Annotated in this window: 19 protein-coding genes and 1 pseudogene; 6 read left to right on the forward strand and 14 right to left on the reverse strand. The window is 21.0% G+C overall.

Features of this window, described 5'->3' with window-relative positions; genetic code table 4:
- Positions 1-61 precede the first annotated feature (61 nt).
- The 5 genes from AACL24_RS07240 to AACL24_RS07260 all read left to right on the forward strand — a co-directional run bounded on the left by AACL24_RS07240 (position 62) and on the right by AACL24_RS07260 (position 2,230).
- Positions 62-619 carry a hypothetical protein gene (locus AACL24_RS07240; protein WP_339049297.1) on the forward strand — a complete coding sequence of 186 codons (558 nt, stop codon included), beginning with the start codon at positions 62-64 and terminating at the stop codon, positions 617-619.
- Positions 620-624: 5 nt separating this feature from the next.
- Positions 625-957 (forward strand): hypothetical protein, encoded by a 333-nt coding sequence (locus AACL24_RS07245; protein WP_339049298.1) that lies wholly within the window; start codon positions 625-627, stop codon positions 955-957.
- A 100-nt stretch (positions 958-1,057) separates the two neighbouring features.
- Positions 1,058-1,480, forward strand: a complete 423-nt coding sequence (locus AACL24_RS07250; protein ID WP_339045912.1) for a transposase family protein — start codon at positions 1,058-1,060, stop codon at positions 1,478-1,480.
- A gap of 23 nt (positions 1,481-1,503) precedes the next feature.
- The gene (locus tag AACL24_RS07255) at positions 1,504-1,923 is read left to right on the forward strand and encodes a transposase family protein (RefSeq protein WP_339049299.1); all 420 of its coding nucleotides are present in this window, start codon (positions 1,504-1,506) and stop codon (positions 1,921-1,923) included.
- 34 nt (positions 1,924-1,957) lie between these two features.
- Positions 1,958-2,230, forward strand: coding sequence for an IS3 family transposase (locus AACL24_RS07260; protein ID WP_339046928.1), 273 nt, complete (start codon positions 1,958-1,960; stop codon positions 2,228-2,230).
- Positions 2,231-2,249: 19 nt separating this feature from the next.
- Here the strand turns inward: AACL24_RS07260 and AACL24_RS07265 are convergent, their stop codons facing one another.
- The 10 genes from AACL24_RS07265 to AACL24_RS07310 all read right to left on the reverse strand — a co-directional run bounded on the left by AACL24_RS07265 (position 2,250) and on the right by AACL24_RS07310 (position 9,099).
- Positions 2,250-2,378 carry a hypothetical protein gene (locus AACL24_RS07265; RefSeq protein WP_339046926.1) on the reverse strand — a complete coding sequence of 43 codons (129 nt, stop codon included), beginning with the start codon at positions 2,376-2,378 and terminating at the stop codon, positions 2,250-2,252.
- Positions 2,368-3,054 carry a ribulose-phosphate 3-epimerase gene (locus tag AACL24_RS07270; protein WP_339049300.1) on the reverse strand — a complete coding sequence of 229 codons (687 nt, stop codon included), beginning with the start codon at positions 3,052-3,054 and terminating at the stop codon, positions 2,368-2,370. Before AACL24_RS07270 ends, AACL24_RS07265 begins: the two co-directional genes overlap by 11 nt.
- 13 nt (positions 3,055-3,067) lie before the next feature.
- Positions 3,068-3,949, reverse strand: coding sequence for a ribosome small subunit-dependent GTPase A (gene rsgA, locus AACL24_RS07275; protein ID WP_174481522.1), 882 nt, complete (start codon positions 3,947-3,949; stop codon positions 3,068-3,070).
- A 12-nt stretch (positions 3,950-3,961) separates the two neighbouring features.
- Positions 3,962-4,933, reverse strand: coding sequence for a serine/threonine-protein kinase (locus AACL24_RS07280; protein ID WP_339049301.1), 972 nt, complete (start codon positions 4,931-4,933; stop codon positions 3,962-3,964).
- 267 nt (positions 4,934-5,200) lie between these two features.
- Positions 5,201-5,608 carry a transposase family protein gene (locus AACL24_RS07285; protein WP_339045908.1) on the reverse strand — a complete coding sequence of 136 codons (408 nt, stop codon included), beginning with the start codon at positions 5,606-5,608 and terminating at the stop codon, positions 5,201-5,203.
- Between the two features lie 23 nt (positions 5,609-5,631).
- Positions 5,632-6,054 carry a transposase family protein gene (locus tag AACL24_RS07290; protein ID WP_339045912.1) on the reverse strand — a complete coding sequence of 141 codons (423 nt, stop codon included), beginning with the start codon at positions 6,052-6,054 and terminating at the stop codon, positions 5,632-5,634.
- A 124-nt stretch (positions 6,055-6,178) separates the two neighbouring features.
- Positions 6,179-6,928, reverse strand: coding sequence for a protein phosphatase 2C domain-containing protein (locus tag AACL24_RS07295; RefSeq protein ID WP_339049303.1), 750 nt, complete (start codon positions 6,926-6,928; stop codon positions 6,179-6,181).
- An 11-nt stretch (positions 6,929-6,939) separates the two neighbouring features.
- Positions 6,940-8,223: a methyltransferase domain-containing protein gene (locus AACL24_RS07300; protein WP_339049304.1), complete on the reverse strand. Its 1,284-nt coding sequence runs from the start codon at positions 8,221-8,223 to the stop codon at positions 6,940-6,942.
- 154 nt (positions 8,224-8,377) lie between these two features.
- Positions 8,378-8,746: a SemiSWEET family sugar transporter gene (locus AACL24_RS07305; protein ID WP_252319585.1), complete on the reverse strand. Its 369-nt coding sequence runs from the start codon at positions 8,744-8,746 to the stop codon at positions 8,378-8,380.
- 5 nt (positions 8,747-8,751) lie between these two features.
- Positions 8,752-9,099 carry a SemiSWEET family sugar transporter gene (locus AACL24_RS07310; RefSeq protein WP_339049305.1) on the reverse strand — a complete coding sequence of 116 codons (348 nt, stop codon included), beginning with the start codon at positions 9,097-9,099 and terminating at the stop codon, positions 8,752-8,754.
- A gap of 616 nt (positions 9,100-9,715) precedes the next feature.
- Between AACL24_RS07310 and AACL24_RS07315 the strand changes: the two genes are divergently transcribed.
- The gene (locus AACL24_RS07315) at positions 9,716-9,991 is read left to right on the forward strand and encodes a hypothetical protein (protein WP_339049306.1); all 276 of its coding nucleotides are present in this window, start codon (positions 9,716-9,718) and stop codon (positions 9,989-9,991) included.
- A gap of 342 nt (positions 9,992-10,333) precedes the next feature.
- On the opposite strand, the pseudogene AACL24_RS15555 reads toward AACL24_RS07315, so the two are convergent.
- The 4 genes and pseudogenes from AACL24_RS15555 to AACL24_RS07340 form a co-directional block, all read right to left on the reverse strand.
- Positions 10,334-11,196 (reverse strand): annotated as a pseudogene (locus AACL24_RS15555) (DegV family protein).
- Between the two features lie 230 nt (positions 11,197-11,426).
- Positions 11,427-11,834, reverse strand: a complete 408-nt coding sequence (locus AACL24_RS07330; protein WP_339045908.1) for a transposase family protein — start codon at positions 11,832-11,834, stop codon at positions 11,427-11,429.
- 23 nt (positions 11,835-11,857) lie between these two features.
- Positions 11,858-12,280, reverse strand: a complete 423-nt coding sequence (locus AACL24_RS07335; protein ID WP_339045912.1) for a transposase family protein — start codon at positions 12,278-12,280, stop codon at positions 11,858-11,860.
- Positions 12,281-12,528: 248 nt separating this feature from the next.
- Positions 12,529-12,744, reverse strand: a complete 216-nt coding sequence (locus AACL24_RS07340; RefSeq protein ID WP_339049309.1) for a single-stranded DNA-binding protein — start codon at positions 12,742-12,744, stop codon at positions 12,529-12,531.
- Between the last annotated feature and the right edge of the window lie 65 nt (positions 12,745-12,809).

Raw genomic sequence — 12,809 nt, forward strand, 5'->3', positions numbered from 1 at the left:
GTAGACACAGAATTGTAACCTTTGTGTTAAAAATACTTTAAGGAAGGTGTTAATTTTTTTTATGGCTAAATGACTATCAAAAGAAGAAAAGTTAAAAATAATAAAAATAAGTAAAATTAAAACGATTGATAAAACTGCATTAGAATATGGTATTGGCCGATCATCAATAAAAGAATGAATTAAAGCATACAAATTATTAGGTGAAGAAGGTTTAGAATATGGCAATGGAATTCGTGCTAAAAAAACCAAAAGAACAGGTCGAACCAAATCTTTAAATTTTAATGAAATGACAAAACAAGAATTAATTCAATATATTGAGGTAATGAACGATATAAAAAAGTATTTAGAAAAATCGACAAAAAAGAAGAAATATTTTCTGATTTTCTCCTTGAAGAAAAAATATCAGATTAGTTATTTATGTTGATTTTTAAAGGTTTCAAAATCAGGATATTACAAATGAATTAAAAACGGAATGAATGAATTTAATAAATGAGATAAATTTTTAGCTAATATAATTAAAAATATTTTTTATGAATTTAAAGAAATTTATGGTTATAAAATGATAACTTTATTAATTAACAAAATTTATAATTTAAAATTAAAATTTCATGTTGTATAAGATATATGAGAAATATGGGTTTAAAAGCTAAGGTTCGCATAAAGAAATTTGATTATAAAACTAAATCAGGAAGTTTAAGATATGATAATTTATTAAATTGTGATTTTTCAACTACTGATTTAAATCAAAAATTAGGTACTGATATAACTTATTTATTGACTAATGGTAAAACATATTATTTATCAATTGTTAAAGATTTTCATAATAATGAAATATTAGATTATAAAATAAGCGCAAGTTTAGATATGACATTTGTTGTCCAAAACATTATTCAAGCTTGATTTAATGCTCAAAAACCTACTTCATGAATTTTACAATCAGACCAAGGATTTCATTAGACATATTCCGTAATTAAATTTTTTAAAAGTCAATTAATAATTTTAAAATTTATTTTATAATTTTGTTATTAACAATAAATTTAGAAAAGTGTTGATAAAAATGATTTTTGAAAATTTAAAAAAATTAAAAAATGAAGAATTTTATAGATATTTTGGTATAAAACGTTTTCATTTTAATGAAATGTTAGAAAAATTAATTGAAATAGAAAAATTAGAAAAAAATAAAGGTCGAAAAAATAAACTTTCAGTAGAAGAAAGATTAATGATGACTTTATTATACTGAAAAGAATATTATACTTTTTTTCAAATGAGTATTAAATCTAAAATGAGCCCATCAAGTTGTTTTCGAAATATTACTTGAGTAGAAAATAAACTTAGTAACCACAAAGATTACCAATTTTTAAAAGAAAGATATAAATTAAAAATTGATAAAAAACAAGAAAATTCAAATGAATTTCAATTTTATTTAATTGATTCAACTGAGATTGAAATTGAAAGACCAACTAAAAAAAACTACAGTTAGAATATTTTTCTGGTAAAAGTTGAATGTATTCTATAAAATTTCAAATTGTATATGATTTTTTTAATAAAAAAATTGTTGATATTTTTGCTGATAATGGTAAAGTGCATGATTTTCAAATATTAAAAAATTCAAATCTTGAATTTTCAGAAAAAACAATAATTATTGGTGATTTAGGATATCAAGGTATACAAAATATTTATAAAAATACAATAATACCAATTAAAAGAACTAAAAATAAAAAATTAACTAAACAAGAAAGAAAATACAATAAGATTGTATCTAAAATTAGAATTAAAGTTGAACATGTCTTTGCTTGATTGAAAAGATTCAAAATTTTAGTAAATAAATGTAGAAAATCTAAATTTAGACTTATGTACTTAAGATTTAACTTACTTTGTGAAATTTTTAATAAAATAAAACCATTATACAAATCCTTCTTATAAAACCTTATGTGACGAATTAAAAATAAAAATTTCGATGTCTAGAAGAGGTAATTCTTGTGATAATGGTGCTACTGAATCTTGATTTGGAACAATGAAAACAGAATTTCTATATCAAATTCTAAGAAAAAACAGAACTATTGAATGAATAAAAGAAAATTTACCCAAATATATTTACTTTTATAATAACGATAGACCTCAAACAAAATTAAAAGGAATGAGTCCAATCGAATATCGATTAGCTCATTCCAAATCAACAAATAATTACTTCATATCTACAAATTTAACACTTACAAACACTATTTTATAAAATTTAATAAAAGGTTACTTTAATTGTCCACTTTTCTTGACAAATTCACAGTTTCAACACCAATAAAAATTGGATTAATAAATTGTTCTCAATTTAAATTATAATCACGACAAACAATTACTAATTGTTTAATATCACTATTTTTCATAATTTGTTAACATCGCAACTTGTTTTTTTACTGAATTATCACTATTTAATAAATAACTACCCGCTACTAGGTAATTAGCACCAGCAGCAATACAATCATTTGCTGTTAAATTATTAATGCCACTATCAACAGCAATTGTAATATTTGGAAAATTATTATCGATATGTTTTACTAACATTTTAATTTTATTAATAGTTAAATCTAAAAAACGTTGTCCACCCGCACCTGGTTGCACACTCATAATTAAAATTGTATCAAGATCTTTCAAATAATCATAAATTTTTGAAATTGGTGTATCAGGATTAATGGCAATTCCTTTTTTAAAACCAGGATTTTTTCACTGCAGAAATTCTTTTAATTGTTCTTCTGTTAATGCTTCATAATGCAAAGTAATATTTTTAACTTGCGGTAAAATTATAAATGGTTTTAAATAATCACATACTTTTGATGTTGTTATCTTTACCATCATATGACAATCAATATTGATATTAGAACTAAATTTACATACATCACTTAATATTTTTGCACCAAAACTTAAATTTTCAACAAAATGATGATCCATAACATCAAAATGAATTCAATTAATTCCTGCATTTTGTAAATTTAATAAATCATCTTTTAAAGATAGAAAGTTAGCAGTTAAAATGCTAGCGGCAATTGTTACTTCTTTTTTCATATATTACCATCCTTTATTTTAAATTATTAATTTTATTGAATTCTATTAAAATTTTACAATAATCTTCATAAAAAAAACTAGAAATTATTTTATTTGCAACTGCTTTTTTAATTGCACATTCTGGTTCTTGCTGATGTAAGCAAGTACGAAACTTACAATTTTGTCAAATATTAGTAAAACTAGGAAAATTAGTAGCAATATCAATACTACTTAGACCTTGTAACTGAAAGACCGAAAAACCAGGTGTATCTGCAATAATACCATCATGTAAAAAATAAAGGCGAGTTTTAGTTGTGGTATGTTTACCACGATTTAAACTTGTAGAAATATCCTGTGTTCATAATTTTAAATTATTATCCAAACTATTTAAAGTTGAACTCTTTCCCACTCCTGAAGTACCTGTTAATATTGATAACTTGTTTGTAAAAACTTTTTTTAAATCTTCAATACCATTTTTTTTAACATTTGAAATAAAAATTGTTGGTAAATTTAAATTCTGATATGCTTTAACTTTTGTTCAAACTTCATTATCTTTAGTTACCAAATCAATTTTTGTAAATATTAAAATTATTTTTAAATGATAATAATTAAAAATTGTTAATAATTTATTTAATAGAAAACTACTAAGAAAAGGATTAACAAGAGAACTAACAATTAATACTTGATCAACATTAGCAATGCTTGGTCGATATAGTTCATTAAATCGAGGTAAAATTGATTCAACCAAAGGATTTTTATCATCTTTAAAATTAACTTTAACATAATCACCAACTAAAATTTTTGCTGTTTGAAATTTTAAATTTCCTTTGATTAAACAAGAAAAAATTTGATTTTCAATTCTTACTTCAACAAAGTTATTTGCAACTCCAATAACTATTCCTTGTTTAAAATTCATAGTGTCCTCCAATTAATATAAAATTAATATGCTTATAATAACACCAATAAGTAATAATATAATTAAAATTAAAAATAATAAAAATTCTTTTTTTAAATAAAATGGTTTTTTTAATTTTTGTGAATTTAAGTAATTTTTCTTAAATAACATATTATTTTTATTTTCCGTTTTTAAACAACAATCTAAATCATTACTCAATTCACTAATTGTCCGATAGCGATCATTAATATTCTTAGCAGTTGCCTTCAAAATAATATTTTCTAAACTTTGTGGAATATTCTTATTAATTTCATGAATTAATGGCATTGGTTCTTTAATATGTTTAGCGGCTAATATTTGTGGATTTTTATGAAAAAAAGGTGGTTTACCAACTAATAATTCATATAATATAATACCCAAAGCATAAATATCACTTTGAATTGTTGGTTTTTGAAATTTTACTACTTCTGGAGCAATATATTTCATTGTTCCTACAACTTGATTAGCATGTTTTTTAACTTCATAATCATCAATAACAGCAATACCAAAGTCTAAAACTTTAATTGCTCCACTACTAGTTAAAATAATATTTTCAGGTTTTAAATCACGATGAATAATATTGACTGAATGACACGCATTAACCCCTTTTAAAATTTCTTTTATAATAACTATAACTTCATTAACTGATAAAACCGAATAATTACTTAAATATTCTTTTAATGTTTTACCTTCTAATAATTCAAAAACTAAGCATCAATCTTTCTTATCAATAAAAACATCATATACCAAAATAACATTGGGATGTCTAACTCTAGATACTGCTCTAATTTCTTGCAAAAATCGTTCTTTTATTAAGTCATCTAGCGGTGAAATTGGATTAATTACTTTTAAAGCAACTTGCCGATTTAAATATTTATCTTGTGCTTCATAAACTTTACCCATACCACCCGAACCAATAATTTTTAAAATATGATAACGATTATTCAATAATTTATTTATTTCCATTAGTTTCACCATTACTTTTAAATTTATTTTTTAAAAATTACTAACTTATTTATAATTTATATTTTGGACATATTCCGTAATTAAATTTAATTAATTGTCAATAAAATTGTTTTAAAACTATTTAGTGTTATTGAATATAGAAATAAATATTTTTTGAAAAAATAGTTTAAAAAATGAGTTTACATTTTAAACAAAAAATTGTTAATAATATTTTTATATTAACTCGATAAAAATTTAAATTTTAAAAAAATATTTTTAATATTTTTTTTATTTTAATGGTTTTATTTTATTAAAAATTTCACAAAGTAAGTTAAATCTTAAGTACATAAGTCTAAATTTAGATTTTCTACATTTATTTACTAAAATTTTGAATCTTTTCAATCAAGCAAAGACATGTTCAACTTTAATTCTAATTTTAGATACAATCTTATTGTATTTTCTTTCTTGTTTAGTTAATTTTTTATTTTTAGTTCTTTTAATTGGTATTATTGTATTTTTATAAATATTTTGTATACCTTGATATCCTAAATCACCAATAATTATTGTTTTTTCTGAAAATTCAAGATTTGAATTTTTTAATATTTGAAAATCATGCACTTTACCATTATCAGCAAAAATATCAACAATTTTTTTATTAAAAAAATCATATACAATTTGAAATTTTATAGAATACATTCAACTTTTACCAGAAAAATATTCTAACTGTAGTTTTTTTTAGTTGGTCTTTCAATTTCAATCTCAGTTGAATCAATTAAATAAAATTGAAATTCATTTGAATTTTCTTGTTTTTTATCAATTTTTAATTTATATCTTTCTTTTAAAAATTGGTAATCTTTGTGGTTACTAAGTTTATTTTCTACTCAAGTAATATTTCGAAAACAACTTGATGGGCTCATTTTAGATTTAATACTCATTTGAAAAAAAGTATAATATTCTTTTCAGTATAATAAAGTCATCATTAATCTTTCTTCTACTGAAAGTTTATTTTTTCGACCTTTATTTTTTTCTAATTTTTCTATTTCAATTAATTTTTCTAACATTTCATTAAAATGAAAACGTTTTATACCAAAATATCTATAAAATTCTTCATTTTTTAATTTTTTTAAATTTTCAAAAATCATTTTTATCAACACTTTTCTAAATTTATTGTTAATAACAAAATTATAAAATAAATTTTAAAATTATTAATTGACTTTTAAAAAATTTAATTACGGAATATGTCTTTTACACAAAAATATCAAAAGACTAAAATTTTATTTCCATTAATAATGCAGTAACATTATCAGTTGAAACATTAAGTAATGCTTGCTTAATTAATAATTTAACTTTATTATTAATATTTCCATTTTTTTCTAAAATATTAACTATTTCATATTCTTCTAAAAAATCATGAACACCATCACTAGTTAAAAGAAAATATGATGGAATTATTAATGGTAAATGAAAAATATCGGTTTTTAATGGCTTACGTGGACCAAGAGCACTAGTCAATGCCTTTCAATAAGTGTGATTTAAATCAAAACTTGATTCTTTAGTTGTATTTTTTTGTAAATATAAATTTAAAATATTATGGTCAACTGTTAACTGTTTTAATCCTTGTTCACTATATTGATAAATACGTGAATCACCAATATTTACTAAATAAGCTTTGTTATTAGTAATTAAAATTATTACCATAGTTGTTCCCATATCAAGCGCTTGTTCATTACTTAAACTAAAATTATTCATTTCAATTTGAATAATTTCTATCTTTTCTTGTAATCATGCATGAATTTGTTTATCATGTTTTAATTTAGTAAAATCTGTTGTTTCAAAAAATTTTTTTAACATACTAACAGCCATATTACTGGCCACTTCACCACATTTATGACCACCCAATCCATCACAAACAACACCAATAACTTGTCCAGTGTTATTTGTTAAATATAAAATGGCATCTTGATTATTTGTACGATAATTACCAACATCTGTTTTATAACTAGCATTTATTTTCATAAACTGTCCCTCTATATTCCTTTTTTTAATTTACAAATATAAAATCCATCAGTATTGTTATTAAAACCAAAAAATTGTTTTTCTGCAATGATTGTCATATCTGGGTGATTTTTAACAAAATTCTCAATTTGATTTTGATTTTCTTTAATATTGAAAGTACAAGTAACATACACAACTATCGCTTCAGGTTTTAAAAGTTGATAAGCCTTATTTAATAATTTTGCTTGAACAGTAATTAACTGATTAATTTCTTCTTTACTTCAATTGATAAGTTTAACTTCTGGTTTTCTTTTAATTAAACCTCAAGCAGTACTAGGAGCATCAATTAAAATTTTGTCAAATTTATTATTAAAATCTAATATTGTAGAATCACCATATTTAAGTTCAGTATTTGTTACGCCTAATTTTTTCAAATAAGTAGCACCAATTTTTAATCGTTCTTCATTTATATCACAAGCAACTATCTTACCGTGATTAGACATTAAAGCTGCCATATGGGCTGTTTTACTAGCAATTCCTGCACACATATCTAATACTTCATCATATGGTTGTGGATCTAAAATATGACTAACTAGCATACTTGCTTGATCTTGTTTAATAATTTCACCATTTTCATATAATTTTGTGTTAAAAATTGACTTTGAACTAATAATACCATCAGATACTATCTCGCTTAAACAAAAGTTAAAAGATTTATAATTTTCATTGTTTAACACTTTATTAACAGTAGTTTTTAATGTATTAACTCTAAAACTAATTAATGGCATTCTTAAGTTATCTTTTATCAATTGATTTGCAATATTAATACTAAAATGTGATTTTATTAAAGAGTATAATCAACTAGGATAACTATATTTAATTAATTTAATATTTTGTTTACTTTCTTTTTGTAAGTTAAATTCTGATCTAAATTCAGTAAAACATAAATCTAATACTTTAGAAATAATAAATGTTAGTTTATTATCAATGGTGCTTACTTTTTTTAAAGTATTTTCAATGAAGATTTCTTTATTAGTAATTTCTAAAAAATAGATTTCATATAAAACTATTCATAATAAAATAGTTATGTGAAAAGGAATAGTAATTACTGATTTCAAAACATTTCATATTTGATTTAATATATAATCTAAATAAATTTGATTTTTTAAGGTTCCTAGTACTATCTTTTCAATTGCTTCTTTTTCTGATAATGTTAGATTTTTATCTCGCATCATTTGTGCTAATAAAACATTACAATGACCTTTTTCTAGGATTACTTGTACTAGAATTTTATAAACATCATTTTGAATTATCATTATTTAACCCCACAGAATTTTTAATTATAAATATATTATAACTTAAATTATATTTTTAATTTTGATAAGTATTTTACTACTATAACTATTAAAAAATGCATCATTACAATGCATTTTTAGTAATAAATTATTATTTTTAATAAAAAATAAACTATTAAAAGTCACTCTTTATATTTACTTTACCTTTTCATTTTTTACAATCTTCACCATATTTATACATATTATTAATTTTAATACCAAGAATAATTCCTGATCATATTGCACAAGGTGTATTAGCACAAATTATAACTAAATCTTTCATTAAAATTGTTGATTCAGATCCACCATGATATGATAAATGAATAATGCCCCATAATACTCATAAACTGTTAGCTGTTGTATAAAGAATAAATGTAAGTAAAGAAATACCATCTGTTTTTTTAGTTTTTATTGTTTTTAAAGACTGTGGACAAAATGCTATAACAGCAATAAGTGCTCCAATAATCCCTATTATAGTAATAATTCATCATTCAGTATTTGCCATTATTTTTATTCCTCCAAAGTTTTAGCATTTTTGCCCAACGTTTTCATATTTTTTACTTTAACATAAATAATACAATTAGTTGCAGTCATTGTTACTGTATACGGTATTATTAAGGTAGAACCTCAAATTGCAATTTCAAGAGTATCAGCACCTTCTGGTCACATTACTGGTAATGTTACTGAAAGTATTCCAAATATCAAGAAAAAAAGAGTAGCAATATTATAAATAATATAAGTTGATAAGATTATATGTTTAGTTTCCTTAGTTTTTATTGTTTTTATTGCTTGTGGAATAAATGTTATAATAGACAATATTCCGGCTAAATAACCTATAATTCCAATAAAAGTTTGCATTTTCATCCTCTATTAAATTTTAAAAATATCTTAGTAGTTTTTTTAAAACTATTAATATACTTATTTCTTGTTTTATTAACAATAACATTATTTTACTTTTTATCATTTAAAATAGAAAGTGTTTAGTTAATATTTTTTCAAATAAATCTAAAAAAATGAAAAATAATTTATAATAAAAAAATAAAAAACCACTAAAATAGTAAAAATTTATTTAAAATAAAATAATAAATTTAAAAAATATTAGTTAAAAATTAAATAAAATTTTAATTTTAATTTTACAATAAATATAAAATTATGAAATAAATTCGCCTTTTTATAAAAAAGTGAATTTATTATTGTATATTCATTTTTTCAATTATAGACTTAAATTAAGATTTACTTAGAATTCAAAAATAAACAATAAATAATAATTTTTCAATTAAAACTATATTCTATAAAAAAATAATTTGTTATCAATTTATGTTATTAACAATATTTTTAATATTGTCATAAATTTAACTTATCATTTTATTTTTTATAAATTTACAAACTAATTTAATGTTCTTACACCATTTCATATTTTTTTAAAATCCTAAATATTATAAATATAATCTATGTTCTAAGTAAATCTTAAATTATGGGAATATATAAAAAAGTATTGGAGTTAAAAATGAAAAAAAATAATTTTATTTATGCGAGATATCATAAAGAAGATAACTGTTTAGATGTTTATGACACTATGGAAGAAGCAATATTAAAAGTTTACCACATTGATAAAACTAATAAAAAACGCTATTATCAAGCCTATAATAATATTTGTCGTTCTTATCAAAAATATAAAAATAATTTTGGAAATGTTGTTTGTTATGAAGGTTTTTGATTTAAAATACCACTAAATGAAAATGGCTATTAAAATTAAAAAAATAAAATAGTTATACTATGAAATGGTTAAGGATACTTAATAAAAATATTTTTTAATTTTATAGTTAAAACTCAATAAATTAAAAAACCATTACTTTGATTTATAAATATTTATTTTATTAAATTTTTTCAATTATTTCTTTAGTTTAAAACTTTAATTATTAATAAGAATTTAAATCATAATATTTAATATTTTATTATTTATAAGTTGAAAAAATCTGAATGTTAGTAAACTAAATTAACCTTTACTAACATTCTTTTTTAGATTTAAAGTTTTTTATATATTTTCTAAAAAACAGAATACTTAATCATTTTTTATAAAACTACTTTTTTATTAGACTTCTTTTACTCATTGATTAGGTACTACTGAAAAACCAATAGTATTATTACCAGTATGTGTTTTTAAAATATTACATAATGGTTCAACTTTATATTTGGTAAATCCTCTATTTTTTACTTTTTTAATTGCTTCATCAATAATATCTTTTCTACATCAACCATCAATAATATATATTGTTTCTTTAGTAACATCTTTAATTTTAGTAATAATATCTAACATTTCTTCCATAGCTTTACTTAAGGTTCTAACTCTACCAATATTATCAATTGTTTCTTTACATCTTAAAATTGGTTTAAAACGTAAAAAATTACCAATTCTTGCTTTACTCATTGGTAATCTACCACCACGAGCCAAAAATTTTAAATCATTAGGAGCAATATAAGATTCATAAGTTTTACGAAATTTATTTAAAATTCCTAAAATTTCAGGAATTTTTTTCCATTTTTAACAAGAGTAAAAGCAATTAAAACCATAAATTTTAAAGTTATTGAAGCAGCACCTGTTTCTAAAATATGAACTTTATTTTTATATTTTTCTTCTTTTTGTAAAACTTGTGAACTTGCATATTGTCCTGAAGCATTATTAGCAATTGGTAAAAATAAAATTTGATCATATTTACTTAAAGCATTATCTCAATATTGTTCAAGTTTACCACGACTAGTTTGACTAGTTTTTAAAATACAGTGTTCATCAATCATCTTTTTACGAATTGTTTCGCTATCAATATCAATGTTATTATCATCATAAGCATTTTCTCCTTCAATAATATTTAAAGGAATAATTATTATTTCAGGATATTTTTTCATATCTTCAACGGTAAAACCAGTAGCTGAATCACTTACAATTCCAATTTTCATTTTGTTTGCTCCTAACCTTTTATACTAAGGACATATTCCGTAATTAAATTTAATTAATTGTCAATAAAATTGTTTTAAAACTATTTAGTGTTATTGAATATAGAAATAAATATTTTTTGAAAAAATAGTTTAAAAAATGAGTTTACATTTTAAACAAAAAATTGTTAATAATATTTTTATATTAACTCGATAAAAATTTAAATTTTAAAAAAATATTTTTAATATTTTTTTTATTTTAATGGTTTTATTTTATTAAAAATTTCACAAAGTAAGTTAAATCTTAAGTACATAAGTCTAAATTTAGATTTTCTACATTTATTTACTAAAATTTTGAATCTTTTCAATCAAGCAAAGACATGTTCAACTTTAATTCTAATTTTAGATACAATCTTATTGTATTTTCTTTCTTGTTTAGTTAATTTTTTATTTTTAGTTCTTTTAATTGGTATTATTGTATTTTTATAAATATTTTGTATACCTTGATATCCTAAATCACCAATAATTATTGTTTTTTCTGAAAATTCAAGATTTGAATTTTTTAATATTTGAAAATCATGCACTTTACCATTATCAGCAAAAATATCAACAATTTTTTTATTAAAAAAATCATATACAATTTGAAATTTTATAGAATACATTCAACTTTTACCAGAAAAATATTCTAACTGTAGTTTTTTTTAGTTGGTCTTTCAATTTCAATCTCAGTTGAATCAATTAAATAAAATTGAAATTCATTTGAATTTTCTTGTTTTTTATCAATTTTTAATTTATATCTTTCTTTTAAAAATTGGTAATCTTTGTGGTTACTAAGTTTATTTTCTACTCAAGTAATATTTCGAAAACAACTTGATGGGCTCATTTTAGATTTAATACTCATTTGAAAAAAAGTATAATATTCTTTTCAGTATAATAAAGTCATCATTAATCTTTCTTCTACTGAAAGTTTATTTTTTCGACCTTTATTTTTTTCTAATTTTTCTATTTCAATTAATTTTTCTAACATTTCATTAAAATGAAAACGTTTTATACCAAAATATCTATAAAATTCTTCATTTTTTAATTTTTTTAAATTTTCAAAAATCATTTTTATCAACACTTTTCTAAATTTATTGTTAATAACAAAATTATAAAATAAATTTTAAAATTATTAATTGACTTTTAAAAAATTTAATTACGGAATATGTCTTAATAAATTATAGTAAAATTATAACAAATTTATTTTACTATATATCGTTTTAATTTGAAAAAATATAAAGTGACTATAAACTTATTAGTAGTAAAAATAAAAATGGTCTTAATTAGTCAATAATTAAGACCATTTTTTAATTACTTTTAAGTTAAATAAATAATACGATCAGCAATAATTTCTGTATAGTAAAAATCATTAGCTTTATTAGCAAATGTTTGAATTCTACCTTTAATACCAATAATTGCATTCTTTCTTAATAGTGTTTTTAATTCCTCTGTATTAGCTATTCAAGTTTTAATAGTGATAAAATCAATTTGAAATTGATTTTGACGATTTTTAAAAGGTCTTTCAACAGCCATTATAAACTGGCCGTATCCCAGATATGACTAGATTTTAAACCAAGTATATAGGGGCTTTGCCCCTA

It is taken from the genome of Spiroplasma endosymbiont of Colias croceus (assembly GCF_964020095.1).
Classification (GTDB): Bacteria; Bacillota_I; Bacilli_A; order Mycoplasmatales; family VBWQ01; genus Spiroplasma_E.